The 24890-nt window shown below is 63.6% G+C and carries 19 protein-coding genes and 4 pseudogenes; 8 read left to right on the top strand and 15 right to left on the bottom strand.

Going from position 1 to position 24890, the window contains the following annotated elements:
* Positions 1-121: 121 nt before the first annotated feature.
* Genes J7302_RS03890 through J7302_RS03880 form a run of 3 tightly spaced genes read right to left on the bottom strand, consistent with a single transcriptional unit; the run spans position 122 to position 3278 of the window.
* The gene (locus J7302_RS03890) at positions 122-919 is read right to left on the bottom strand and encodes a transglutaminase family protein (protein ID WP_215370543.1); all 798 of its coding nucleotides are present in this window, start codon (positions 917-919) and stop codon (positions 122-124) included.
* The gene (locus J7302_RS03885; RefSeq protein ID WP_215370540.1) at positions 916-1866 is read right to left on the bottom strand and encodes an alpha-E domain-containing protein; all 951 of its coding nucleotides are present in this window, start codon (positions 1864-1866) and stop codon (positions 916-918) included. Before J7302_RS03885 ends, J7302_RS03890 begins: the two co-directional genes overlap by 4 nt.
* 2 nt (positions 1867-1868) lie before the next feature.
* Positions 1869-3278: a circularly permuted type 2 ATP-grasp protein gene (locus J7302_RS03880; RefSeq protein WP_215370537.1), complete on the bottom strand. Its 1410-nt coding sequence runs from the start codon at positions 3276-3278 to the stop codon at positions 1869-1871.
* A 456-nt stretch (positions 3279-3734) separates the two neighbouring features.
* Between J7302_RS03880 and J7302_RS03875 the strand changes: the two genes are divergently transcribed.
* The 6 genes from J7302_RS03875 to J7302_RS03850 all read left to right on the top strand — a co-directional run bounded on the left by J7302_RS03875 (position 3735) and on the right by J7302_RS03850 (position 9898).
* Positions 3735-4286 (top strand): peroxiredoxin, encoded by a 552-nt coding sequence (locus J7302_RS03875; RefSeq protein ID WP_215370534.1) that lies wholly within the window; start codon positions 3735-3737, stop codon positions 4284-4286.
* 175 nt (positions 4287-4461) lie between these two features.
* Entirely contained in the window at positions 4462-5616 is a 1155-nt protein-coding gene (ydcS, locus tag J7302_RS03870) for a putative ABC transporter substrate-binding protein YdcS (RefSeq protein ID WP_215370531.1), read from the top strand.
* Positions 5617-5668: 52 nt separating this feature from the next.
* Positions 5669-6679, top strand: coding sequence for an ABC transporter ATP-binding protein (locus J7302_RS03865; RefSeq protein WP_215370526.1), 1011 nt, complete (start codon positions 5669-5671; stop codon positions 6677-6679).
* A gap of 5 nt (positions 6680-6684) precedes the next feature.
* A complete protein-coding gene (locus tag J7302_RS03860) occupies positions 6685-7623 on the top strand; it encodes an ABC transporter permease (protein WP_215370523.1) in 939 nt (312 codons plus the stop codon).
* Positions 7613-8419 (top strand): ABC transporter permease, encoded by an 807-nt coding sequence (locus J7302_RS03855; RefSeq protein WP_215370520.1) that lies wholly within the window; start codon positions 7613-7615, stop codon positions 8417-8419. Before J7302_RS03860 ends, J7302_RS03855 begins: the two co-directional genes overlap by 11 nt.
* Positions 8420-8473: 54 nt before the next feature.
* On the top strand, positions 8474-9898 hold the full coding sequence (locus J7302_RS03850) for a gamma-aminobutyraldehyde dehydrogenase (protein WP_215370517.1): 1425 nt from the start codon (positions 8474-8476) through the stop codon (positions 9896-9898).
* A gap of 69 nt (positions 9899-9967) precedes the next feature.
* Here J7302_RS03850 and J7302_RS03845 read toward each other — a convergent pair whose 3' ends face one another.
* The 5 genes and pseudogenes from J7302_RS03845 to J7302_RS03825 all read right to left on the bottom strand — a co-directional run.
* Positions 9968-10675, bottom strand: a complete 708-nt coding sequence (locus J7302_RS03845) for a type 1 glutamine amidotransferase (RefSeq protein WP_215370514.1) — start codon at positions 10673-10675, stop codon at positions 9968-9970.
* 188 nt (positions 10676-10863) lie between these two features.
* Complete coding sequence (locus J7302_RS03840) at positions 10864-11205, bottom strand: ribonuclease E inhibitor RraB (RefSeq protein WP_215370511.1); 342 nt, start codon at positions 11203-11205, stop codon at positions 10864-10866.
* A 287-nt stretch (positions 11206-11492) separates the two neighbouring features.
* Positions 11493-12181, bottom strand: a pseudogene (locus tag J7302_RS03835) (SDR family oxidoreductase); the annotation flags it as partial.
* Positions 12174-12994 (bottom strand): annotated as a pseudogene (locus tag J7302_RS03830) (alpha/beta hydrolase); the annotation flags it as partial. The pseudogenes J7302_RS03835 and J7302_RS03830, both read right to left, overlap by 8 nt.
* Positions 12978-13263, bottom strand: a pseudogene (locus J7302_RS03825) (4-hydroxyacetophenone monooxygenase); the annotation flags it as partial. The pseudogenes J7302_RS03830 and J7302_RS03825, both read right to left, overlap by 17 nt.
* 123 nt (positions 13264-13386) lie before the next feature.
* Here J7302_RS03825 and J7302_RS03820 point away from each other — a divergent pair.
* Positions 13387-14097, top strand: a pseudogene (locus J7302_RS03820) (helix-turn-helix domain-containing protein); the annotation flags it as partial.
* Between the two features lie 16 nt (positions 14098-14113).
* Here J7302_RS03820 and J7302_RS03815 read toward each other — a convergent pair.
* Positions 14114-14392: a hypothetical protein gene (locus tag J7302_RS03815; RefSeq protein ID WP_215370504.1), complete on the bottom strand. Its 279-nt coding sequence runs from the start codon at positions 14390-14392 to the stop codon at positions 14114-14116.
* Positions 14393-14593: 201 nt separating this feature from the next.
* On the opposite strand from J7302_RS03815, the gene J7302_RS03810 reads away from it, so the two are divergent.
* Positions 14594-15613, top strand: coding sequence for a patatin-like phospholipase family protein (locus J7302_RS03810; protein ID WP_215370501.1), 1020 nt, complete (start codon positions 14594-14596; stop codon positions 15611-15613).
* A gap of 143 nt (positions 15614-15756) precedes the next feature.
* Here J7302_RS03810 and glsB read toward each other — a convergent pair whose 3' ends face one another.
* The 6 genes from glsB to kdpA all read right to left on the bottom strand — a co-directional run bounded on the left by glsB (position 15757) and on the right by kdpA (position 24884).
* A complete protein-coding gene (glsB, locus tag J7302_RS03805) occupies positions 15757-16665 on the bottom strand; it encodes a glutaminase B (RefSeq protein ID WP_215370498.1) in 909 nt (302 codons plus the stop codon).
* A 123-nt stretch (positions 16666-16788) separates the two neighbouring features.
* Complete coding sequence (locus J7302_RS03800) at positions 16789-17481, bottom strand: response regulator (RefSeq protein WP_215370493.1); 693 nt, start codon at positions 17479-17481, stop codon at positions 16789-16791.
* Between the two features lie 351 nt (positions 17482-17832).
* On the bottom strand, positions 17833-20481 hold the full coding sequence (locus J7302_RS03795) for a sensor histidine kinase (protein ID WP_215370490.1): 2649 nt from the start codon (positions 20479-20481) through the stop codon (positions 17833-17835).
* Complete coding sequence (kdpC, locus tag J7302_RS03790; protein WP_215370487.1) at positions 20478-21029, bottom strand: potassium-transporting ATPase subunit KdpC; 552 nt, start codon at positions 21027-21029, stop codon at positions 20478-20480. Before kdpC ends, J7302_RS03795 begins: the two co-directional genes overlap by 4 nt.
* Before the next feature lie 91 nt (positions 21030-21120).
* Positions 21121-23172 carry a potassium-transporting ATPase subunit KdpB gene (kdpB, locus tag J7302_RS03785; protein ID WP_215370484.1) on the bottom strand — a complete coding sequence of 684 codons (2052 nt, stop codon included), beginning with the start codon at positions 23170-23172 and terminating at the stop codon, positions 21121-21123.
* 11 nt (positions 23173-23183) lie between these two features.
* Complete coding sequence (gene kdpA / locus J7302_RS03780; protein ID WP_215370481.1) at positions 23184-24884, bottom strand: potassium-transporting ATPase subunit KdpA; 1701 nt, start codon at positions 24882-24884, stop codon at positions 23184-23186.
* Between the last annotated feature and the right edge of the window lie 6 nt (positions 24885-24890).

Below are 24890 nucleotides of genomic sequence, written 5' to 3'. Positions count from 1 at the left end.
TCCTTTTAGTGACTCCATGCGTTCCCCGCACACGCTTCGGTGCCGGCAAGCCGGGCCCGTCCGGAATAACGGGCCAGACAGGAAACAGCTTGCCGGCGCGGCATGAAGCTTGTGTGGTGCCTTACTGCTCCTGCACCAGCAGCATCGGCGGCGCATCGACCTTGGCGTGCATCTGCTCGCCCCCGCCGCCACGGCGCATGCCGCGAACCGGGCAGGCATCCAGGTAGTCCAGGCCGACCGCCAGTTTCAGATGACGTTCGGGCTTGGCCAGCTGGTTGGTCACGTCGAAGCTGTACCAGGCATCGCCGATCCAGGCCTCGGCCCAGGCGTGGCTGGCCAGGTTCTGTTCGTTGCCCTGGTAGAGGTAGCCAGAGACAAAGCGTGCCGGGATGCCCAGGCTCCGCGCGCAGGCGAGAAAGGCATGGGTGTGGTCCTGACAGACTCCGGCGCGCCCGGCGAAGGCCTCCGCGGCAGTGCTGTCCACACAGGTGGCACCAGGCTTGAACGGCATTTGCGCATGCAGCGCCTCCATCAGGTCGATCAGCCCGGTGCGGTCTCGCCGCGTACCGCATTGGAGCGCGGCGAACTCCCGCAACGCATCGTCGGCGGTGGTCAGACGCGTGAAACGCAGGAAGGGCAACGCTGACTGCTTATCGTGCTCGGCTTCGCGCTTCTCATCGATTTCCACCTGGCCGCGAGCGCCAATGACGATGGCCTCGTGCGGCTCGTCCAGGGTCAGCACGTGGAGCACGTTGCCGAAAGGGTCGATTTGCGCACGCGCCGGGCGCGGCAGGCTCAGCTGCCAGCTGAGCACATGCTGCCGTTCGCTCTTCTGCGGAGTAAGGCGCAGGTACTGGATGCTCGCGCGGACCTGGTCGTCGTAGCGGTAGGTAGTGTCATGGCGAATGGACAGTCTCATACAGCCTCCAGATAGGAACTGTGGATGGCCCTGGCCAGCTGGCGAACCAACAGGATGAAGTCCGTCAGCCAGGTATGCAGGCCCTCGTCGAGGATTTCGTCGATGGCGGTGTAGCGCAGCCGCGCATCCAGCTCGGCTGCCAGGCGCTGAGCCGGGCGGCCATTGTCGCCCGGCAGGCTGGCCAGGATGAGGTTGAGCTCCTCCATGCAGGCCCGCAGCGAACGCGGCACGTCCGCACGCAGGAGCAGCAGTTCGGAGGCCTGGCGGGCGTTGGGGGACCCCCCGTAGACCTCGGTATAGGCCTCGAACGACGACAGGGCGCGAAGCAAGGCGCTCCACTGGTAGTAACCGCGGGCGGACAGATCGCTGACCTCCTCCGACTCCTCGCCGAACATCTCATAGCGCGCATCGAGCAGGCGCAAGGTGTTGTCCGCCCGCTCGATGAAGGTGCCCAGGCGGATGAAGCGATAGGCCTCGCCGCGCATGATGGTGCCGTAGGTCGCTCCACGGAACAGGTGCGAGCGCTCCTTCACCCACTCGCAGAAGCGGCTGATGCCGTAACGGCCGAGCCCCTCGTTGGCGATGCTCAGCACCTCCAGCCAAGTGGCGTTGATGTTCTCCCATATGTCCGCAGTGATCCGCCCACGCACGGCATGGGCGTTGATGCGTGCCGCGCGCAGGCAGCTGAAGATGCTGGCCTGATTGTCGGCGTCGAGGGCGAAGAAGTGCAGCATGCGCGCGGCGTTCAGTTCACCGTGGCGCTCCTGGTACAGATCCAGGGTGCCGGTACTGAGCAGCGACATGGCCAGCTCCTCCAGGCCATCGCCCCGACCGTGCTGTGGCATCAGCGACAGCGAGTAGCTGACGTCGAGCATGCGTGCGAGGTTCTCCGCACGCTCCAGGTAGCGGGACATCCAATAGAGTTCGGAGGCAGTTCTACTCAGCATGATCAGTCTTCCACTATCCAGGTGTCCTTGGTGCCGCCGCCCTGCGACGAATTCACCACCAGCGAGCCCTCACGCAGTGCCACCCGAGTGAGGCCTCCCGGCACCAAACGGGTTTCGCGGCCAGAAAGCACGAAGGGGCGCAGGTCTATATGACGCGGGGCGATACCCTGCTCGACGAAGGTCGGGCAAGTGGACAGGCACAGCGTCGGCTGGGCGATGTAGGCCTCTGGACGGGCCTTGAGACGCGCACGGAAATCCTCGATCTCCCTGGCGCTGGCCGCCGGGCCCACGAGCATGCCGTAGCCGCCCGAGCCCTGGGTTTCCTTGACCACCAGTTCCGGTAGGTGCGCCAACACATGGGACAGCTCTTCGGGTTTGCGGCACTGCCAGGTAGGCACGTTCTTCAGGATCGGCTCCTCGTCCAGGTAGAAGCGAATCATCTCGCCGACATAGGGATAGATCGACTTGTCGTCCGCGACCCCAGTGCCGATGGCGTTGGCCAGCACGACGTTGCCGGAACGGTAGGCCGCTAATAGGCCCGGTACGCCGAGCATGGACTCGGGGTTGAAGGCCAGCGGGTCGAGGAAGGCATCGTCGAGACGCCGGTAGATCACATCCACCGCTTGCGGGCCGGAGGTGGTGCGCATGAATACACGGTCGTCGCGCACGAAGAGGTCGGCCCCTTCCACCAGCTCCACGCCCATCTCACGGGCGAGGAAGGCGTGCTCGAAATAGGCGCTGTTGAACCGCCCTGGCGTGAGCACCACCACACTGGGGTTGTCCAGCGGGCTGGAGCTTTTCAGGGTATCGAGCAGCAGGTTCGGGTAGTGGTCGATGGCCGCGATGCGTTGCGCGGAGAAGAGTTCGGGGAACAACCGCATCATCATCTTGCGGTCTTCCAGCATGTAGCTGACGCCGCTTGGCGTGCGCAAGTTGTCCTCCAGCACGTAATAGCTGCCATCACCGTCGCGCACCAGGTCCACGCCGGCGATATGGGCGTAGATGTCGCGATGCAGGTCCAACCCCTGCATCGCGATCTGGTAACCCTCGTTGGCCAGTACTTGTTCAGCGGGAATGATTCCGGCCTTGATGATGCGCTGGTTGTGGTAGAGGTCAGCGAGGAACAGGTTCAGCGCCTTCACACGCTGGATGCAACCACTCTCCACCACCCGCCACTCGCTCATCGGGATGGCACGCGGAATGGTGTCGAAGGGAATCAGTCGCTCGGTGCCCTGCTCGTCGCCATAAAGGGTGAAGGTGATGCCGGCCCTGTGAAACAGCAGGTCAGCCTCACGCCGGCGCTGGGCGAGCATTTCCGGCGGGGCATCCGCCAGCCAGCGCGCAAATTCCTGATAATGCGGACGGCACTGGCCACTCGCGTCATACATCTCGTCATAAAAGGTGCGGGACATGCCGTACTCCTTGTCGCCACGGGCAAATGCTCATTCGCAAGCCTCGTGCCATCGCAACAACTCAATGCAATTCAATAACTTGCAAGCCCCACACAACCATCACGCTCCAGTCTGGTGCAGCCCGAAGGGCGGAACCAGCAGCCTCGCCCTATTAGGCGGCGCCGTAATTTTGGAGTGAGTCGGACTGGCAGGGACTCTGCCATGGCCAGTCGGTTGAGCGCCGCGACACACGAGAACTTCAGTCTAGGCCAGCATTGCAGAGCGGGTTGCGCCCGATTGTTCTATGCATATGTTGCGATTTGGAATTTCACCTATAACTATCCGGCCTAAAATCTTCGCTGGGCGGTGACGAGAGCCAGAGTTATCGGCGATATAGTCGGAATGCATTTCCCCGGTTCACCGAGGCTTTCCATATTCCTCGGGCAATTCGCCCGCCCCTTTTGGAGAGGCTCTGCCATGCTCACCGTCGGAGACAAGTTGCCATCCTTCGATCTACTGGCCGTGGACAGCGACTCGGAACTGGCCGCGCAACCCGACCAGGCATTCAAGCGCGTGAACCAGGACAGTTTCCCCGACAAATGGAAGGTGCTGTTCTTCTGGCCGAAGGACTTCACCTTCGTCTGCCCGACCGAGATCAGGGGCTACGGCGACCTTCTCGAGGCATTCAATGAGCGCGACACCCAGCTGATCGGCGCCTCTACGGATGGCGAGTTCGTACACCTTGCCTGGCGTCGCGACCACCAGGACCTCAAGGGTCTGAGCTTTCCCTGGCTGGCCGATATCAAGCGTGAACTCGCCAGCGCCCTCGGCATTCTCGATCGCCGTGAGGGGGTGGCGCTGCGTGCCACCTTCATCGTCGACCCTGCCAATCTGATTCGGCACGTATCGGTCAATGACCACTCCGTGGGACGCAATCCCCAGGAAACCTTGCGCCTGCTCGATGCTCTGCAATCCGATGAGCTCTGTCCCTGCAACTGGCACAAGGGCGAACCCACCATCCGCTTCTGAACCTGGTCACTTCGGCGGCAAGGGCTGCGCGGGCGATTCCTTGTCAGCCCAAAAGCCCCGAACTACGCTGCTCAGAGCGAGTAGCAGCAAATTTTCCGGCTGCTTCCAGCACGCCGCCATCGGCCTGTACTTTCGCCGCAACGGCTCCCAACGTTCCGTACCTCAGGAGTCGACCATGTCTTTTTCGCTCAAACCCACCTGCCTGTCCTTTGCTGTCAGCTGTATGTGCCTCGTCGCCTCTGCGCAAGCTGCGGACCCTCCCAAACAACTGGGTCCGACTGAAGGCGCCCTGGACATCATTGCCTGGCCCGGCTACATCGAGCGCGGCGAAACGGACAAGAATTACGACTGGGTGACCCAGTTCGAGAAAGACACCGGCTGCAAGGTCAACGTGAAGACCGCAGCCACCTCCGATGAAATGGTCAGCCTGATGGCCAAGGGCGGCTACGACCTGGTCACAGCCTCGGGCGACGCATCGCTACGACTGATCTTTGGCAAGCGTGTACAACCGATCAACCCGGACCTGATCCCCAACTGGAAGAACCTGGACGAGCGGCTCACCGATGCGCCCTGGCATACAGTGAATGGCCAGCACTTCGGTACACCCTATCAATGGGGTCCGAACCTGCTGATGTACAACACCAAGCTGTTCAAGCAGGCCCCGGATAGCTGGAGCGTCGTATTCGAGGAAACCACGCTGGCTGACGGCAAGAGCAACAAGGGCCGCGTGCAGGCCTACGATGGCCCGATCTACATCGCGGACGCCGCCCTTTATTTGAAGTCCGCCAAGCCGGAACTGGGTATCCAGGACCCTTATCAGCTGACGGAAGCGCAATACGCTGCCGCGCTCGAGTTGCTGCGCAAGCAGCACAGCCTGGTGCACCGCTACTGGCATGACGCGACCGTGCAAATGAGCGACTTCAAGAACGAAGGCGTGGCTGCGGCGAGCACCTGGGGCTACATGGCCAACACCCTGCAGGCCGAGAAGCAGCCAGTGGCCACGGTCGTGCCGAAGGAAGGCGTCACCGGGTGGGCGGATACCACCATGCTGCATGTCGACGCCAAGCACCCGAACTGTGCCTACAAGTGGATGAACTGGTCGCTGGAGCCGAAGCTCCAAGGCGACCTCGCCGCCTGGTTCGGCTCACTGCCCGTCGTTGCCAAAGGCTGCACCAGTAGCGAGCTGCTGGGCCCCGGCGGTTGCACCACCAACGGCTACGACCAGTTCGACAAGATCGCCTTCTGGAAAACCCCGGAGGCCCAGGGCGGCAAGTTCGTGCCCTACAGCCGCTGGACCCAGGATTACATCGCGATCATGGGTGGCAGGTAGGACCCAACTTCCCCCTCTCCCTTGGGGAGAGGGGCCCGCGGAGTTACTTGCCATGACCACAGCCGTTCAGTTCACCGATGTCTGCCGACACTATGGCGACGTGAAGGCCGTGGATCGGGTGTCCATCGAGATCCGGGACGGCGAATTCTTCTCCATGCTCGGCCCGTCGGGCTCCGGCAAGACCACCTGCCTGCGCCTGATCGCCGGCTTCGAGCAGCCCACTTCCGGCTCCATCCGCATCCACGGTTCGGAGGCTGCCGGCTTGCCGCCCTACGAGCGTGACGTCAACACGGTATTCCAGGACTACGCCCTGTTCCCACACATGGACGTGCGCGACAACGTTGCCTACGGCCTCAAGGTCAAAGGCGTGGCCAAGGCCGAGCGCCATACCCGCGCGGAAGAAGCACTGGCCATGGTCGCCTTGGGCGGCTATGGCGAGCGCAAACCTGCACAGCTCTCCGGCGGCCAGCGCCAGCGCGTTGCCCTGGCCCGCGCGCTGATCAACCGCCCGCGTGTGCTGTTGCTGGATGAGCCGCTCGGCGCGCTGGACCTCAAATTGCGCGAGCAGATGCAGGTCGAGCTTAAGAAGCTGCAACGTCAGCTCGGCATCACCTTCATCTTCGTAACCCACGACCAGGGCGAAGCGCTGTCGATGTCCGACCGCGTGGCCGTGTTCAACAAGGGCCGTATCGAGCAGGTAGACAGTCCGCAAAACCTCTATCGCCAGCCGCGAACCCGCTTTGTGGCCGAGTTCGTCGGCACCGCCAACGTGCTCCACGGCGAGCAGGCCCAACGTCTGACCGGCGCCAGCGGCAGTTTTTCCCTGCGGCCCGAGCATGTGCGATTTGGCAATGCCGGAGAGGGCGAGCTGCAACTCGGCGGCACCGTCCACGATGTGCAATACCTGGGAGCCAGCAGCCGTTACGAACTGATCCTGGACGATGGCGGTCGCTTGGCGGTCAGTCTGCCAAATGGCGAGCTACTGGACGCCAATCGCCCGCAACCCGGCCAGCAGGTGCAGGTCTGCTGGGCCCGCAGCGCGATGATCGCGCTCAGCGAGTAGCGGCCATGGCCGCCGTGCTTCAACGTCCGCACAGCGGCCCATTGCGCAGTCTCTCCAACCTGCTCTACCGCCGCAGTACGCTGTACCTGCTGTTGCTGCTGACGCCACCCTTGCTGTGGTTCGGCGTGGTCTATGTCGGCTCGCTGTTCGCCCTGCTCTGGCAGAGTTTCTACACCTTCGACGACTTCACGATGGCCGTGACGCCGGAGCTGACCCTGGCCAACTACGGCGCCCTGTTCAACCCGGCCAACTACGACATCATCCTGCGAACGTTGACCATGGCCATCGCGGTCAGCGTGGCCAGTGCCGTGCTCGCGTTCCCCATCGCCTACTACATGGCGCGCTTTGCCACGCCCAAGGAGAAGGCGTTCTTCTACATCGCGGTGATGCTGCCCATGTGGGCCAGTTACATCGTCAAGGCCTATGCCTGGACGGTGATCCTGGCCAAGGGCGGCATTCTCTACTGGCTCATCCAGCAACTGCACCTGGACGGTTTGCTGGGTGCCTTGCTGACAGTCCCCACGGTGGGTGGCAACACGCTGTCCACTTCCCACCTGGGGCGCTTCCTGGTGTTTACCTACATCTGGCTGCCGTTCATGATCCTGCCGATCCAGGCCTCGCTGGAACGCCTGCCCCCGTCACTGCTGCAAGCCTCGGCCGATCTCGGCGCACGACCCCGCCAGACCTTCGTGCAGGTGATCCTGCCGCTGTCCTTTCCGGGCGTGGTGGCCGGGTCCATCTTCACTTTCAGCCTCACCTTGGGGGACTTCATCATCCCGCAACTGGTGGGGCCCAGCGGTTTATTCATCGGCACCATGGTCTATGTGCAGCAAGGCTCGGTGGGCAATATCCCCCTGGCTGCCGCCTTCACCCTGGTACCCATCGTGCTGATCGCTATCTACCTCTCCATCGCCAAACGGTTGGGGGCCTTCGATGCACTCTGAGCGAGCCTCCTGGGGACTGAGACTGGCCGCGTGGGGCGGGCTGGTTTTCCTGCACTTCCCGATCCTGATCATCCTGCTCTATGCATTCAATACCGAAGAGTCGGCCTACAGTTTTCCGTTGCAGGGTTTCACCCTCGAATGGTTCGGCGTGGTCCTGGGCCGCGAGGACGTGCTCCAGGCCATCATCCTTTCGGTGAAGGTCGCCTGCATGGCCACCGTCCTGGCCATGGTGCTCGGCACGCTGGCCGCCGCCGCGCTGTACCGCCGCGACTTCTTCGGCAAGGAAAGCATCACCCTGATGCTGATCCTGCCCATCGCGCTGCCCGGCATCATCACTGGCATTGCCCTGCTTGCAGCGTTCAAGACCTTGGGGATAGAGCCCGGCATCTTCACCATCGTGGTTGGCCATGCCACCTTCTGCGTGGTGATCGTCTACAACAACGTGATTGCGCGCTTCCGCCGCACCTCCCAAAGCCTCATCGAAGCCTCGATGGACCTGGGCGCCGACGGCTGGCAGACCTTTCGCTACATCATTCTGCCCAACATTGCGACCGCGCTGCTCGCTGGCGGCATGCTGGCCTTTGCGCTGTCCTTCGACGAAATCATCGTTACCACCTTCACTGCTGGCCACGAGCAGACGCTGCCGCTCTGGCTGCTGAGCCAGCTCAGCCGCCCACGAGACGTACCTGTGACCAACGTGGTCGCCCTGCTGGTGATGCTCGTCACCATGCTGCCAATCCTCGGCGCTTACTACCTGACGCGGGGTACCGAAGCGGTGGCGGGCGGTGGGAAATAGTCTTTTCCCCTCTCCTTCCAAGAGAGGGGCTAGCACCTGACACGAGGATGCCCCATGCAAACCAAATTGCTGATCAACGGCCAGTTCGTCCAAGGTGAAGGCGAAGCACTGGACGTATTCAACCCGGCCACCGGAGCGGTGCTGGTAAAAATCCCCGAAGCCAATGAAGCCCAAGTGGACGCGGCTGTGCGCGCTGCCGATGCTGCCTTCGAAGGCTGGGCCCGCACCGCCCCACGCGAGCGCGCCACCCTGCTGCTGAAGCTGGCGGACCGTATCGAGACCCACGCCGACGAGTTGGCCAGGCTGGAGTCGAACAACTGCGGCAAGCCCTATTCCGCAGCGCTGAACGACGAGATCCCGGCCATCGCCGACGTGTTCCGCTTTTTCGCCGGTGCCAGCCGCTGCCTGACCGGCTCTGCTGCCGGGGAATACCTGCCGGGCTTCACCTCGATGATCCGCCGCGACCCGATAGGCGTCATCGCCTCCATCGCACCGTGGAACTACCCACTGATGATGGCCGCCTGGAAGCTCGGCCCGGCGCTCGCCGCCGGCAATACCGTTGTGCTGAAGCCCTCCGAGCAGACCCCGCTGACCGCCCTGCGCCTGGCCGAGTTCATCGCCGAGCTGTTGCCGCCCGGAGTGGTCAATATCGTCCTCGGCCGTGGCCCGACTGTGGGCAGTCCCCTGGTTTCACACCCGTTGGTGCGCATGGTGTCGCTGACCGGCTCGGTCGGCACCGGCAAAGCGATCATTCGCAGCGCCGCCGAGAGCGTGAAACGCACGCACATGGAACTGGGCGGCAAGGCCCCGGTGCTGGTGTTCGATGACGCCGACCTGGCCGACGTGGTGGCTGGCATCCGCACGTTCGGCTTCTACAACGCCGGGCAGGACTGCACGGCGGCCTGCCGCATCTACGCCGGCAAGAAGATCTACGACAATTTCGTCGCCGACCTGGCCGGTGCGGTGTCCAGCCTCAAGACTGGACTGCAGGACGACCCGGCCACCGAACTGGGCCCATTGATCACCCAGAGCCAGCGTGAACGCGTGGCTGGCTTCGTCGACCGCGCCCGTGCCGTGCCGCATATCCAGATCGCCACGGGCGGCAAGCCCGTCGCCGGCAGCGGCTTTTTCTATGAACCCACGGTGGTAGCCCATGCCCGGCAGGACGATGAGATCGTGCAGCGAGAGGTATTCGGCCCCGTTGTGACCGTCACGCCCTTCAGCGACGTGGATGAAGCCGTGCGCTGGGCCAACGATTCCGACTATGGCCTGGCCTCGTCCGTCTGGACCCGCGACATCGGCCGCGCCGCAGCGGTCGCCTCACGCCTGCAATACGGCTGCACCTGGATCAACACCCACTTCATGCTGACCAACGAAATGCCTCATGGCGGCTTCAAGCAATCCGGCTACGGCAAGGACCTGTCGATGTATGGCCTGGAGGATTACACCGTGATACGCCACGTGATGATCCGGCATTGAAGGCCCGGTCCTTGTGAGGGCGAAATCCTTCGCCCTCACAGAGCCGCTCACTTCACCCAGCATGCGTTTTCAGGCAAATGCCAAGCTCAGCCAGCGCTGGTAGAACCCTTCCGCCACCTGGTTCAGCGCCGTCACCTTGGCCGGCAGGTCCTCCAGCATTTGTGCCCTGCCCTGCTGGCTGGCCTGGGTTTCATCCAGCAGGTGCGCCCAGTCGGTCAACCAGAGGCGCACCAGATCCTCGGTCATTTCCGGGTGGCCCTGCAGCCCAAGCACCTTGTCCCCCCAGGCAAAACCCTGGTTTGGGCACCAGGGACTGCCCATCAGCCCCTCGGCGCCCTCCGGCAGCTCGAAGGTATCGCTGTGCCATTGGTAGATGGCGAACTCTTGCGGCAGGTGCGCCAGCCAGGGGTTATCGGCTGCCTGCGCACGCTTCGCCAGCGGCTGCCAGCCAATTTCCGTGTAGGGCATGCGGTGCACCGAGGCACCCAGGGCACGGGCGATCAGCTGCCCACCCAGACAGTGACCGATCATCGGGACATCACGGTCGACCCAGTATCGAATCGCGTCGATCTCCTGCCCGATCCAGGGCATCGGATCGTTGACGCTCATGGGACCACCCATGATGGCGACTGCCTTGGGCCGATCAAGGTCGTAATCGTCCAGCTCGCCCTGGTCGACGCGCAGCACGGTGAATTCGCGCTGGGCGCGATCGAGCACGACACCGAGGTGGCCAGGGGAGCAGAAATCAGCGTGGGTAAGAATCAGGATATCGGTCATGGTTTGCCTCCGTTGGCGGAGTCTGAGGCAAAGGGCATGTCGCGGTCGAGCGAAGGAAACATAGGTGCTTTCGTGGAATACGTGTCATTGCAAGGGGATGCAGAACCGCCTGATCAATTGCCCGGAATACCTTCGCACCACCCACCAGCCAGCCCAGGAGGCTGGCCGGCGCGCCCCCGGACATCTGGTCAAGGGTGCGTTGGAGAGATTTCCTGTGTGACGCCCCAACCATCCAGCACCCCACCCAGGGGCACCACCAGGGCTTCCAGGTCATGCTCGAAATCGCCGATTCCGGCATGGGTCGCATACATCACCTTGCTCACCTGCAGGTGCCAAGCCCCATCTGCTCGGGCGGACACCTGGGCATTCAAGGATTCGCCACGGAAATTACGTGCCGCCAATCGCGCCCGGTCCTCATCGGGGAAGATGGCGTAGAACTCGATCGGATGGACCCGGGCAAAATCGAAACCGCCCTCTTTCATCCGATGAAGGAGATCACTGCTGACATCATCGTGGAAGGCTGTGCTCATGAAACGACCTCCTCTTGGCGATGGATAATGTTTCGCTTAATCCCCGAGGCCGATGACATCGACCTCACGGCACCATGCAGTGCCGCCCCGGGTCGTCGCCTGATAACACAGGTACGACCCCTGGCCACATCCCGCGCGGACTTGGCCAGTCACCCGCTCGTGAAGCGTGAATGACAATATCAACTTGCAGGGTAGCGCTGCTGAGCGAGGTCTGCCGTATGACAGGACAAATTGTCACAAATCTGGCGACAGGCGGTGCCCAAGGCTGCTGCGCCAGTAAACTGACTTCATGCCCGGCTCAGGAATCCCATGATCGCCCTGCTGACCCAGGCGGGCGAGACCTGCCCTGACCAATACATCAGCTTGAACAGCCCGCTCACTGGCCGATGCACGGCTGCGCCATGGACCTGCTGCCAGGCCGCCAAGGCGATGTCCTCAGCCGTCAGCTTGACTCCCAGGCGGCGCAGTATGGGCGCTCGAAGCGCTGGCTGCTGACCATCGGCGTATGCACGAAAGGGGGCATCAGGTCACCTACGCGGATGCCATGACGGCGCCACTCCAGTTCCAGCACCTCGGTGCAGCCACGAACGGCGAATTTCGAGCCGGAGTAGCTAGCCATCTCCGGCGTGCCATAGAGCCCCGAGGCCGACCCCATGTTGATCACCTGGGCGCCGCGGGTTGCCTTGAGGTAGGGAAAGGCCGCGTGAGTCGCCTCGACCAGCCCGAGTACGTTGATGTTGAGGATACGCGCGTGCTCGGCCATCTCGATCTCCTCGAAATGGCCGAAGCGCAACACGCCCGCGCAGTTGAACAACAGACGCAACTGGCCGTCGTAGCGGTTGCAGAAGTCTGCCAGCGCTTCCTGCAACGCCGCCAGGTCAGTGACGTCGAGGGAACGGAACCAGGCTCCACCCAAGGCCACCGCTTGGGTTTCGAGAGACTGCCGATTCAAGTCGATCAGCCACACCTTCCAGCCGCACCCACACTCCAGCCGCTCTTGCTCGGGCAGCCAAGCGCAGGCTGTCGTTGCGCAGCACCTCGTCCTCCGCAACCTGGATCAACAGCGGCGGCAGACCGGTGAGGTCGGCATAGACGGGCGAGAGGCCTGGGCTACAGCAGTCCATTCCAGGCGGGCAATACAAGCTGGCCGCCTGTTCGGCCCAGGCCGGATGGATCAGCGGGTCGCCCGCCGCCGGCCGATGCCGATGCGCTCCACCCAACTCCGTGACCGGCGATAAACAGATCAAGCCCGCCGGTAGCGGAAGTCCTTCGCGCTTGAGCTTAAGAGCTGTAGCGAGAGTCAGGTTCCCTCCGGCCGAGTCGCCCCCATGACGATGCGCGACGCCGTATACCCGGCGGCGAGCAACGCCTGATAGGCAGCCAAGGCATCATCCCGTGCGGCGGGAAAGGGATGCTCCGGCGCCAGCCGGTAATCCAATGCGCACACAGTCAGGCCAGTACGCTTGGCGAGGCTGGCGGTGATGGCTCGGTGGGTCGCCGGCGAGCCAGTCATGAAGGCCCCGCCATGCAGGTAGAGCAGCACACCATGGCCACCGCCTGCAGGAATCTGCCACTCGCACGGAACGCCGGCCAGCTCACCGACCTCGCGTCGAACGCCCCTCGATGCCAGCGTGCTGGCCGTGAGTGACCGCAATACCGCACGCTGAATCGGCACAGGCGTCGGCGGTCGCATCAGGCCACGGAACAGCAGGCGCGAGGCACTGCGTAATAACGCACGTCTGAATGGCTGGCCAGGAGAGGACGCAGTGAACTCAGCGGGCGCATTCATAGTTGTCCAGCTCCAGGCGGCGGGTCTGTTGGCGGTAGGTGAAGGTGAAGCCCGGCCAGTTGTTGGTGTTCTTGCCCTCGGCGGTCTTGTACCAGCTTTTTGCACCCCTGCTCCCCAATGGTGTGGCGCACCTGACGCTGTAGCTCCTGGTTGTAGTCCTTCTGCACGTCCGGTTTCAGGTCCAGATAACGCAGGCCCGGCACACCCAATGCCTTGATGCCGTCCAGCACGTAGGGATACTGGCTTTCGAGCATGTAGATGATCGAGTGGATCACATAAGGCGCCGAGCGCTGGAACAGGTGCAGTCGAGCGACCTCTGGGGCGATCTGCGGAACGAATTGGATGGCGCTGGCGCCGGTGCCGATCACCGCCACGCGCTTGCCTGCCAGCGATACGCGTTCCACCGCATGCGCCTGGATGAAGACGGCGACGAGGCCCACCTGGTGTTCGACGATGAGGACGTGCCGGGAGACCTGCGCACCTTCACGCTCGAACGCGACGTTGCCGGCGCCCTGAGCGTGCAGCGCGACCTGACCAACGCCAAACTTCCGCTGCTTGGAGCCCGCTTCCGTATCCCGGCACCAACCGATCTCGCGCCTTATCGCGATTTACTGGGCCTGACCCCGGAATTCCACGCCGCGGACAACCGCATCATCATCCCCCGCCGCCTGCTTGACCTGCCCCTGCCCGGCGCCAACCCACAGGTTGCCCTGCATTGCGAAGAGCAGTGTCGCATCCTCCTGGCGCGCCGACGGGAGCGCGGCGGACTCTCCGGGCGAGTTCGCGACCGACTGCTCGCGCGACCAGGGCAAGGGGCTGATATGGAACAGCTGGCGAGCGAACTGCACATGACGTCGCGCACCTTGCGCCGCCGGCTTGAGGCGGAGGGCACCAGCTTCAGGGGGCTGCTGGAGGAAGTGCGCCAGACGCTGGCCGAGGAGCTGCTGGCCTCAACGGGATTGAGCCTGGAGGAAATTGCCGAGCGGCTAGGGTATGGAGAAGTGTCCAACTTCCTGCATGCGTTCACGCGCTGGAAGGGAGTGACACCGGGACGTTATCGCCGGGAACGCGCCCTCTCCCCCACCCTTGGGGGTTGGGAGTGAGGGCTGCAAGGGCACTCTACCGCCCAGCGCGCGATTCACGAATGTAGAAACGAGCCTTCTCCGCCTTGTTGGCGCAACCTTCGAAGGCCTCGAACTGTTGTTGAGTCTTGGCAGCGGTAAGCAGGCTAAGAGCCTTGGAATAACTGACCGTACCGGAGAAACCTTCGGCCTTGGCCAGGTCCAGTTCCTGCCAGGCGGCGTCAAGTTCGGCAGCGCAACTGCTGCGATAGGCCGTCTTGCCAGCACAGCCAACAAGCATGAGTGCGATCAGGGGCAGGCTGATCCAGGCTTTCATCGATGAAGCTCCTTATGGTCGAGATGGCGAAAGTCTAGTGCCTGAATAGACGCTGCGAAAACACCAAGATTCAACTCTGTGCGCTGCATGGCATACGTCTGGACCGGGCCACCGACGACCGGACGGAGGATGGTCATGGCATGCCTTGGCGCCACCCTGGTTGCAGCGTATCGTCAAACCACTGGTTGTAGGGGTGAACGGATGAGCAAGCGAGTAGCGCTGGTGTTGGGTTCGGGGGGCGCACGAGGTTACGCGCATATTGGCGTGATCGAGGAAATCGAGGCACGTGGTTACCAGATCGCCTGTATCGCGGGCTGTTCAATGGGCGCTGTCGTAGGGGGTATCTATGCGGCAGGAAAACTGCACCAGTACCGCGAGTGGACGGAAAGCCTCGACTATCTTGATGTGCTGCGCTTGCTGGATGTGAGTTTCCGCCTCGGCGCAATCCGTGGCGAGAAGGTCTTTGGCCGCATTCGCGACATCGTGGGGGAGATCAATATCGAAGACCTGTCGATTCCCTACACGGCAGTCGCCACGGACCTGACCAACCAGCAGGAAATCTGGTTCCAGGAAGGCTGCCTGCACCAGGCCATGCGTGCCTCAGCCGCCATTCCGAGCCTGTTCACCCCAGTACTGCAAGGTCATCGCATGCTGGTGGATGGCGGCCTGCTGAACCCCCTGCCGATCATTCCGGTGGTATCCAGCCACTGCGACCTGATCATCGCCGTGAACCTCAACGCCACCAGCCAATTGCAATACCAACTGCCCGTTATTGAACGGCCGCCGGCTATCAAGAGCCGCATCGACCAGTTGATGTTTTCCCTTGGTTCACGCCTACCCTTCCTGAAACGTGCACCGGAAGATGAAGCTGGCCTGCTGGACCCGGAAAGCCTGCCAGGTGGCAACCCCTGGCTGGAGCGCGCCGCGCCCCAGCAGCCACCAGCCGCCCCGGAAAGCTCCGGAGCGCCGAAGTCGGCTGCCGGTTCCGAGGTCGTTGCCAGTGTCGGAGCCGCTTCGCTGCTGGAGTTGATCAACCAGAGTTTCGAGGTGATGCAGACGTCGCTGGCGCAATACAAGATCGCCGGCTATCCGCCAGACATCCTGATCAACGTACCGAAGAAGGTCTGCCGCTTCTTCGAGTTCTACAAGGCGCCGGAGTTGATCCAACTCGGCCGCCTGGTTGCCCGCGACACCCTGGACCGCTACGAACAGGGCAACTGACCAATACCCCTCCCCTTGGAGTGAAGGATGTCGGGCAGCCTGTAGGGTAGGCCGGGCGGCGCTCCGCGTCAGCCAAGGGGCGAACTCACGGGCGGGCTAGAGCCCGCCCTGACTGTTCTCTCCTTGGGAGCGGGACAGCACGATCAGAAAATCGACCAGCCGATTCGCTCGGAGAGTAATTCCAGCGCTGCCATGCCTGCCAGGGAATTGCCAGCCGGGTTCAGTTCGGGCGACCAGACACACACCGTGAAGCGCTCCGGCACCACAGCGACGATACCGCCGCCTACTCCGCTCTTGCCGGGCAGGCCGACCCGATAGGCGAAGTTGCCCGCTTCGTCGTACAGGCCGCTGGTGGCCATGATGGCGTTGACCTGCTTGGTCTGACGCGGCGTCAGCACCCGTTCGCCACTATGCGGGCTGACACCCTGGTTGGCGAGGAAGCTGAAGGCAAGCGCGAGGTCGGCACAACTCATGCGAATGGCGCAGTGATGGAAGTAGCTGTGCAGCACCGCCTCGACATCGTTATGGAAGTTTCCGAACGCTTGCATCAGGTAGGCCATCGCCGCGTTGCGCGCCCGATGCTGGTACTCCGATCGGGCCACCACGTCGTCGGACGCCACTAACTGGTTGCCGCTCAGGCGGCGAACGAAATCCCGCATGGATAGGGTTGGTGCAGCAAATCGCGACTGGTTGATGTCGCAGATCACCAAGGCCCCGGCATTGATGAAGGGATTACGCGGTACCCCGCGTTCGAACTCCAGTTGCACCAGCGAGTTGAACGGCTGCCCCGAGGGCTCGTGCCCCAGGCGCTGCCAGATGTCCTCTCCCGAGTGCTGGATAGCCTGAACCAGGCTGAACACTTTGGAAATGCTCTGGATCGAAAATGGCGTCAGGCCGTCACCGGCGGAGTAGAGTTCTCCTTCGTTGCTGTAGACCGCGATACCCAACTGGTTGGGTGCGACGTGAGACAGCGCGGGAATGTAGTCGGCGACTTTGCCCTGGCCGATCAGGGGGCGGATCTCGTCGAGAATCTCGTTCAGCAATTGCTGCATGCTTTCTTTCCAGCAGTACGGGTTTCAGGCTTGATATGCGCTAGACGCCTATTTCCCGCCTCGCAGCACAAGCGCAGCAAACTTCACGCAGAGCGGGCTGAGGTCCGGGCTAATGGAGTCCTGTCACCCCTCCAGAAGCCGGTAGCCGACGCCTGCCTCGGTGACGATGAAACGCGGATTGGCCGGGTCGTCGCCAAGCTTCTGCCGCAGGTGCCCTACCACCACGCGCAGGTAGTGCGTGTCTTCCACATGGGTTGGGCCCCAGATGTCCTTGAGCAATTGCTGTTGGGTGACCACGCGGCCCAGATGTCGGGCGAGTTGGGCAAGCACGGCGTACTCCTTGCGCGTCAGCCCAACCTCGGCGCCATCGAGCATGACCTTTCGGTAAGCAAAATCCACTACCAGCGGGCCACTGGCGACATGGGCGACCTGTTGCTCGCCAGGCGCGCCCTGGCGCAGCAGCACGCGGACGCGAGCGAGGAATTCCTGGATGCTGAACGGCTTGGTCACGTAGTCGTTGGCGCCCCCATCCAGCGCCAGCACCTTCTCGCCCTCGCTGGCTCGCACCGAGAGCACCAACACGGGGATCTGGGACCACTCCCTGAGTTCGCGCAGCACGTCCTTTCCATCCAGATCCGGTAACCCGAGATCGAGCACTACCAGATCCGGTTTGCCAAGCGCTGCCTGAGCGAGTCCTTCACGGCCGTTGGCGCCCTCCTGCACCCGATAGCCCTGGGCTGTGAGGCTGATACGCAGGAACTTGCGAATCTGCGCTTCGTCGTCAATGACCAGGATGGTCGGCTGGTTGATTGTCATCGTTCCGTTCATCAATCCGTCAGTGGCAAGGGCCGATCTTTTTCTTTGGGTGCGAACTCATTCGCCAAGGGTGGCAAAGCTACCCCGATTGCGCCCCCCGGCAGACTTGTGGTCTGCGTGGCGAATGAATTGGCTCTGTCTGCGCTAGCTGTTGCCAGGAATAGACCGCCGAGCGAAGAGTCTTGTAGGAATGGGGAGACGCCGAGCTCATGCACGCGAAAGGGTCCGATTCGCGAGCAAGCTCGCTTCTACAGGGAATGCGGCCAGTTGCAATACCTAACTGGGACATAGCCACTGAATTTGCCCCCACAGAACAAGCATCCCCGGAAACCCACTCGTATGACCGGCCATTCACTCTTCTTCCAGCTGCGGCTGCGGGTGCAGAGGCAGGTGCAGGGTCAGGGTCGTGCCCTGGCCATCGATGCCATCACCCACCGAAACCCTGCCGCCATGGGCACCGACCATGCCCTGGCAGATAGCGAGGCCCAGTCCGGTACCCTGCCCGCCCCGATCGCCACGGGCAGCGGTATAGAACATGTCGAAGATCTTGTCGCGTTCTTCAAGCGGGATACCCGGACCCTGATCGCTGACGGCGAAGCGCAGCTCGACGTCATCTGCCTCCACGCTGATCCGCAGGCGGCCTTGGCTGGGAGAGAAACGTGCCGCGTTCTCCAGCACATTGACCAGGGCCTGCTCGATCAATGCGGCATGTACGTAGAGCAGCGGTAGCTCTTTGGGAATCAGGGTTTCCACCTGCAACGGCGCCAGCACGGGTCGCAAGCGCTGCAGCGCGCTGGCGACGATATCCACGGGCGCCACCCAGTCGCGTGCGAGCTTCAAGCCGCCATGGCCGAGGCGGGTCATGTCCAGCAGGTTCTGGATGTAGCGATCGAGCCGCTCGGCCTCATCGCGGGTGCCTTCGAGCAGTTCGAGTCGGTCCCCCAGGGGAATGGCCTCGCCCAGCGCCAACAGACTGTCGATGGAGCCGCGCATGGCCGTGAGCGGGGTACGAAGGTCGTGGGAGACGGACGCGAGCAAGGCACTACGCAGCTGTTCGGTTTCGCCATGCAGGCGCGCGGCCTCCAGATCCTCGGCCAGTTGGGCGCGGGCCAGGGCTTGGGCCAAAGGCTGCCCGAGGGCGGCGATCAAGCGTCGACGCGGGGCCGGCAGCGGGGCTTCGTCGCGCGGGCTGACACCCAGCAGCACCAGCGGCCCCTCCTCGCCCGATAGCGGAAGCCACCACCAGCGCCCGCCTGGCAGGGTATCAGTGCCCAGGCCCGCAGGCTGGTCATGCTGCCAGGACCACTCGGCGGCGGCGCGCTCCTGGTCGGCCAGCAAGCGCTGGACGCCAGCTTCCACCTTCCACACACCATCCTTGCCACGGGCCAGCAGGCAGACCTCCACGTCGGTCCAGGCGGAGAACTGCTGCACGGCGACATTCAGCACCGCCTGGCGGTCAGTGGCTGCGGTGAGCTTGCGCGACAGGTCGAGCAAGACGGTGGTTTCCGTCTGGGTATCGCGCAAAGCATCGAGCTGGCGTCGCTGGCGTGAGGCCAGGTTGCCGGTCAACCCCGCCATGAGCAGGAAGAACAGCAAGGTGAGCACATCCTCCTGGCGGGCGATGGTGAACGAGAAGGTGGGCGGTATGAAGAGAAAGTCATAGGCCAGGAAGGACAGCGCGGCGCAGGCCAGCGCTGGTCCCAGGCTGCTGCGGACGGCGACCAGCAGCACTGCGGCGAGAAACACCAGGGAGATGTTCGGCAGCGCCAGCGTGTGCGACACCACCCAGGCCAGCCCCGTGGCGGCTACTGCTGCGACCATCGCCACACCGTAATCGAGCAGACGCACCGGCTGACGGGCCCTGGCCGTGGCCGGACGCCGGTCGACTTCGGTGTCGATCACGCTGATCTCCAGGCCATTGGCCTGGCGCAGGAGCCGCTCGGCCAGTCCCCGACCCAGCCAGTGACGACGCAAGCGCTGTCGGCTCCTGCCAACCAGCAGCAGGCTGGCACGTCTCTCATCGGCATGCTCCACCAAAGCCTTGGCCACCGATTCGCCACGCAGCGTGACTACCTCGCCGCCCAACCGCTCAGCCAGCTGCTGGGCGCCTTGCAGCTGCACGCGTGCCTCTTCCGAGCGCCCAATGCCGGTATCCACGTGGACCACCGACCACGGCAGGTGGCGGCGCTCGGCGACCCGGCAGGCATGGCGCACCAGGCGCTCGGCCTGATGGTCGCCGTCAATGCCCACTAGCAGGCGTCCACGCACGGCCGGTGCTTCCTGGCCACGCTGGCGATAACGGCGATTGAGATCCGCATCGACACGTGCGGCGGCCGTCTGCATGGCCAGCTCTCGCAAGGCAGTGAGGTTGGTCTGGCTGAAGAAGGCGTCGATGGCGGCACGGGCCTGCTCCGGCACATAGACCTTGCCCTCGCGCAAGCGCTCGAGCAGCTCCCGTGGAGGCAGATCCACCAGGAGAATCTCGTCGGCCTCCTGCAACACCCAGTCGGGCAGCGTCTCGCGCACCTGCACGCCCGTGATGTCACGTACCTGGTCGTTGAGGGCTTCGAGGTGCTGGACGTTGACCGTGGTGTAGACGTCAATGCCGGTATCCAGAAGTTCCTGCACATCCTGCCAGCGCTTGGCGTGGCGACTACCTGGCGCATTGGTGTGGGCCAACTCGTCCACCAGCGCCAGTTTCGGCCGCTGCGCGAGCAAACCATCGAGGTCCATCTCGGTCATGGCCATGCCACGGTAGTCCAGGCGACGCAGCGGCTGCTGCGGCAGGCCGGCGAGCATGGATTCGGTTTCCGCGCGGCCATGGGTTTCCACCACGCCAACGCGCAGATTCACGCCCTGCCGCAGTTGCGCCTGGGCGGCCTGGAGCATGGCGAAGGTCTTGCCTACACCCGGTGCCGCGCCGAGGAATACTTTCAGTCGGCCGCGCCCCTCCCGGGGCATTTCGGCCAGCAGTGCATCGGCGCGGAGGGCATCACTCATCGAGGCATCTCATTCAACTGGATGTTCAGGGCCAGTACGTTGACCACCGCGGGCCCCACCAACGGGCGCTCGGTGTTGAGGTCAACCAGGCGGGCCAGGGCTTCGGCTGGAACGCCGCGTTCGGCGGCGATGCGCGGGATCTGGTAGCGCGCCGCAGCCGTTGGCAGATGTGGGTCCAGACCACTGCCCGAGGTGGTGACCAGGGCCATAGGCACCTTGCCCTGGCCTTCCGTTGCCAGCCGCGCAGCATCCTTGCCGATACGGTCGGCCAGGGCTGGGTTGCTCGGCGCAAGGTTGCTGGCACCACTGGCCACAGTGGCGAAGGACGCCGCCGAAGGCCGGGGCTGGAACCACTCAGGGCCCTCGAAACTCTGCGCCACCAGCGCGCTGCCACGAATCGCGCCCTTGGCATCGCGCACCAGACTGCCATTGGCCTGCTCCGGAAAAACGACTTGGGCAATGCCGGTTACGGCCAGCGGGTAGGCAACACCAGTGATCAGGGTCATCAAAGCCAGTATGCTCAGGGCCGGGCGAAGTTGCGTAAGCATATTCAGTTCCTCTACAGAAATCTAAGTTCAGGCGGGACAAGTCAGGTCCTCCCACCTGCCCCTCCCCCATAAGCGGGAGAGGGGCGATCCATCACACCAGGCCGACGGCGGTCAGCAGCACATCGATCACCTTGATGCACACGAAGGGAGCAACGATGCCGCCCAGGCCGTAGATCAACAGGTTGCGACGCAGCAGGTGGGCCGCGTCGGTGGCCTGTACGCGAACCCCACGCAGGGCCAGCGGGACCAGCGCGATGATGACCAGTGCGTTGAACACGATGGCCGAGAGGATCGCGCTCTGCGGGCTGGCCAGGTGCATGATGTTGAGTACGCCCAGTTGCGGATGGATGCCCGCGAACAGCGCCGGGAGGATGGCGAAGTACTTGGCCACATCGTTGGCTACCGAGAAGGTAGTCAGCGCACCGCGGGTCACCAGCAGCTCCTTGCCCACCTGCACCACGTCCAGCAGCTTGGTCGGATCGGAATCCAGGTCCACCAGGTTGGCGGCTTCGCGGGCAGCCTGGGTGCCATCGTTCATGGCCAGGCCGACGTCAGCCTGGGCCAGCGCCGGCGCGTCGTTGGCGCCATCACCGCACATGGCGACCATCTTGCCCTCGCCCTGTTCCTGGCGGATGCGGGCGAGCTTCTTCTCCGGCGTGGCCTCGGCGATCACGTCGTCCACGCCGGCCTCGGCAGCAATGGCGGCGGCGGTCAGCGGGTTGTCACCGGTGACCATCACGGTACGAATGCCCATCTGCCGCAGTTCGGCGAAACGGTCGCGGATGCCCGGCTTGACCACGTCCTTGAGGTGAATGGCGCCGAGCAGCTTATTGTCGGCAGAGACCAGCAGCGGCGTGCCACCGCTCTGGGCGATCTTCTCGATCTCACGGGCCAGAGGTGCCGGCACGTCGCTGCGGCTGACGCCAACCCAGTCCAGCACCGCATCCACCGCGCCCTTGCGGTAGCTGTGGCCAGCCCAGTCGGCGCCGGACAGACGAGTTTCAGCGGTAAACGGGATGACCTCGATCTGCTCGCGCTCCGGCGCCTGTAACGAGTGCAGGTTACGCAGGTATTCGACAATCGATTTGCCTTCGGGGGTTTCGTCGGCCAGCGAGGCCAGCAGGGCAGCTTCGGCCAGCTCGTTGCTAGACACGCCCGGTGCCTTGATCATCGCGCTGCAACGGCGGTTGCCGAAGGTGATGGTGCCAGTCTTGTCTAGCAGCAACACATGCACGTCACCGGCCGCTTCTACCGCCCGGCCAGACTTGGCGATCACATTCAGGCGCACCAGGCGGTCCATACCAGCAATGCCGATGGCCGAGAGCAGGCCACCGATGGTGGTCGGAATCAGCGTCACCAGCAGGGCCAACAGATACACCAGCGGCAGGTCACCACCGGCAAAGCGGGCGAACGGCTGCAGGCTGGCCACCACAAGGAGGAAGATCAGTGTCAGGCCGATCAGCAGGATGTCCAGCGCCACCTCGTTGGGCGTCTTCTGGCGTTTGGCGCCTTCCACCAGGGCAATCATGCGGTCGAGGGTCGACTCGCCCGGGTTGGCGGTGATCTTCACCAGCAGCCAGTCGGAGACGATGCGGGTGTTGCCGGTGACAGCGGAGCGGTCACCGCCGGACTCACGGATAACCGGCGCAGACTCGCCGGTAATCGCTGCTTCGTTGACGGCGGCGATCCCTTGGATTACTTCGCCGTCGCCGGGGATCAGCTCGCCAGCTTCGACACGGACGATATCGCCCTTGCGCAAGGTGCTGGCAGGGACGGTTTCGAACTGGCCGCCGCTCTTCTGCCGACGCGCGTTCAGCCCCTGGCTGCCGGCTCGCAGGCTGTCTGCGCGGGCCTTGCCACGGCCCTCGGCCAATGCCTCGGCGAAGTTGGCGAAGAGCACGGTAAACCACAGCCAGAGTGCGATTTGCACTGCCAGACCTGTGCTCACCGCAGGGCTCGGGATGGCACAGAGGATCGTCGTCAGAACAGCGGTTAACTCAACGACCAGGATCACCGGCGAGCGAACCAGCTGGCGCGGGTCCAGCTTGACGAAAGCCTGGATCAACGCTTGCTTCCACAGTGCATCGAAGGTGGTCTTGGGTTGGACTTTGGCGCTTTTGTGCGCCTGTATGGGGGCATTCATTGTGATCTCCCTTAGAAGCCCTGGATCAGCGCAAAGTGTTCGGCGATCGGCCCAAGGGCCAGCGCCGGCAGGAAGGTCAACCCGCCGACCAGGAGGATGGTCAGGGTCAGCAGCGTGACGAACAGCGGACCATGGGTCGGGAAGCTGTTGGCACCCAGCGGCGCGCGCCTCTTGGCGGCCAGACTGCCGGCAATGGCCAGCACCGGAAGGATGTAGCCGAAGCGACCGAGGAGCATGGCCAGGCCAATCATCAGGTTGTGGAACGGCGTGTTGGCACTAAAGCCGGCAAAGGCCGAACCGTTGTTGGCGGTACCTGAGGTGTAGGCATAGAGCGCCTGGCTGAAGCCATGCGCACCGGAGTTGGTGATGGACGCAGCCGGGCCTTCCAGGCTGATGGCCAGGCCACAGAACACCAGCACGCCGATCGGCATCACCAGCAGGGTTGCCACCAGCAGGCGCACTTCGCGGGCTTCCAGCTTCTTGCCGAGGTATTCCGGGGTGCGGCCGATCATCAGGCCGGCGAGGAACACGGCGATCAGGACGAACACCAGCATGCCGTAGAGGCCCGCGCCAACACCGCCGAAGATGATCTCGCCGAGCATCATGTTGAACATCGGGATCATGCCGCCAATGGCGCTGAAGCTGTCATGCATGGCATTGACCGAGCCGTTGGACGCCGCCGTGGTGGTGACCGCCCAGAGCGCCGAACCGGCTATGCCGAATCGGCTTTCCTTGCCTTCCAGCGAACCCGTCTGCTCGACCGGCAGGGAAGCCAGCGCCGGGTTCGGCTGGTACTCGCTCCACAGGGTCACGCCCAGGCCGATGATGAAGAGCACAAGCATGCACACCAACAGTGCACGGCTCTGGCGCAGGTCCTTGACGTAGTGGCCGAAGGTGAACACCAGCGCCGCAGGGACCAGGATGATGGAGGCCATCTCCAGCAAGTTGCTCCAGGCAGTCGGGTTCTCGAACGGATGCGCTGAGTTGACGCCGAAGAAGCCGCCGCCATTGGTGCCCAGTTGCTTGATGGCAATCTGGCTGGCTGCCGGACCGAGCGGAATGCTCTGGTCAGCACCCTGCAGAGTCACGGCATGGGCGTATCCGAGGAAAGTCTGCGGTACACCCTGCCAAACCAGGAACAGCGCCAGCAGCACGCACAGCGGTAGCAGGACATAGAGCGTTGCGCGGGTCAGGTCGACCCAGAAGTTGCCCACACTGTCAGTCGAGCGACGGGCGATGCCGCGACAGAACACCACCAATACGGCCAGGCCGACGGCAGGGCTGACGAAGTTCTGCACGCCAAGGCCGACCATCTGGCTGAAGTAGCTCAGGGTGGCCTCACCGCTGTAGGCCTGCCAGTTGGTGTTGGTCATGAAGCTGACCGCGGTGTTGAACGCCAGGGTCCACTCCAGGCCCGGCTGCTTCTGCGGGTTTAGCGGAAGCATACCCTGCAGCATGAGGATGGCGAACAGTGCCACCAGGCTGGTCAGGGAGAAGGCCACCAAGGCTCGTGCATAGGTTTTCCAGTCCTGTTCACGGTTGGGGTCGACGCCGGAGAGGCGATAGCTGAGCCGCTCCACCGGCGCGAATATCGGGGCCAGGAAAGTGCGTTCACCCTCCATCACCCGATAGAAGAAGCGCCCGAGAAACGGTGCTGGCACCAGCACCAGCACGAAGAAAGCCAGGATCAGGCCATAGTCTTGAACGTGCATGCCGCC

The organism is Metapseudomonas boanensis (assembly GCF_018704125.1).
GTDB lineage: Bacteria > Pseudomonadota > Gammaproteobacteria > Pseudomonadales > Pseudomonadaceae > Metapseudomonas > Metapseudomonas boanensis.
The sequence above is the reverse complement of the archived record's forward strand: the minus strand, read 5'-3'. Positions and strand labels throughout refer to the sequence as shown.

Excerpts from the sequence above, each read along its gene's own strand:
- J7302_RS03855 (WP_215370520.1), top strand. The coding sequence starts at position 7,613 with ATGCACTCTGAGCGAGCCTCCTGGGGACTGAGACTGGCCGCGTGGGGC.
- J7302_RS03865 (WP_215370526.1), top strand. The coding sequence starts at position 5,669 with ATGACCACAGCCGTTCAGTTCACCGATGTCTGCCGACACTATGGCGAC.
- J7302_RS03845 (WP_215370514.1), bottom strand. The coding sequence starts at position 10,675 with ATGACCGATATCCTGATTCTTACCCACGCTGATTTCTGCTCCCCTGGC.
- J7302_RS03850 (WP_215370517.1), top strand. The coding sequence starts at position 8,474 with ATGCAAACCAAATTGCTGATCAACGGCCAGTTCGTCCAAGGTGAAGGC.
- J7302_RS03815 (WP_215370504.1), bottom strand. The coding sequence starts at position 14,392 with ATGAAAGCCTGGATCAGCCTGCCCCTGATCGCACTCATGCTTGTTGGC.
- J7302_RS03875 (WP_215370534.1), top strand. The coding sequence starts at position 3,735 with ATGCTCACCGTCGGAGACAAGTTGCCATCCTTCGATCTACTGGCCGTG.
- kdpA (WP_215370481.1), bottom strand. The coding sequence starts at position 24,884 with ATGCACGTTCAAGACTATGGCCTGATCCTGGCTTTCTTCGTGCTGGTG.
- J7302_RS03840 (WP_215370511.1), bottom strand. The coding sequence starts at position 11,205 with ATGAGCACAGCCTTCCACGATGATGTCAGCAGTGATCTCCTTCATCGG.
- J7302_RS03810 (WP_215370501.1), top strand. The coding sequence starts at position 14,594 with ATGAGCAAGCGAGTAGCGCTGGTGTTGGGTTCGGGGGGCGCACGAGGT.
- kdpC (WP_215370487.1), bottom strand. The coding sequence starts at position 21,029 with ATGCTTACGCAACTTCGCCCGGCCCTGAGCATACTGGCTTTGATGACC.
- ydcS (WP_215370531.1), top strand. The coding sequence starts at position 4,462 with ATGTCTTTTTCGCTCAAACCCACCTGCCTGTCCTTTGCTGTCAGCTGT.
- J7302_RS03890 (WP_215370543.1), bottom strand. The coding sequence starts at position 919 with ATGAGACTGTCCATTCGCCATGACACTACCTACCGCTACGACGACCAG.
- kdpB (WP_215370484.1), bottom strand. The coding sequence starts at position 23,172 with ATGAATGCCCCCATACAGGCGCACAAAAGCGCCAAAGTCCAACCCAAG.
- glsB (WP_215370498.1), bottom strand. The coding sequence starts at position 16,665 with ATGCAGCAATTGCTGAACGAGATTCTCGACGAGATCCGCCCCCTGATC.
- J7302_RS03795 (WP_215370490.1), bottom strand. The coding sequence starts at position 20,481 with ATGAGTGATGCCCTCCGCGCCGATGCACTGCTGGCCGAAATGCCCCGG.
- J7302_RS03880 (WP_215370537.1), bottom strand. The coding sequence starts at position 3,278 with ATGTCCCGCACCTTTTATGACGAGATGTATGACGCGAGTGGCCAGTGC.
- J7302_RS03800 (WP_215370493.1), bottom strand. The coding sequence starts at position 17,481 with ATGACAATCAACCAGCCGACCATCCTGGTCATTGACGACGAAGCGCAG.
- J7302_RS03885 (WP_215370540.1), bottom strand. The coding sequence starts at position 1,866 with ATGCTGAGTAGAACTGCCTCCGAACTCTATTGGATGTCCCGCTACCTG.
- J7302_RS03860 (WP_215370523.1), top strand. The coding sequence starts at position 6,685 with ATGGCCGCCGTGCTTCAACGTCCGCACAGCGGCCCATTGCGCAGTCTC.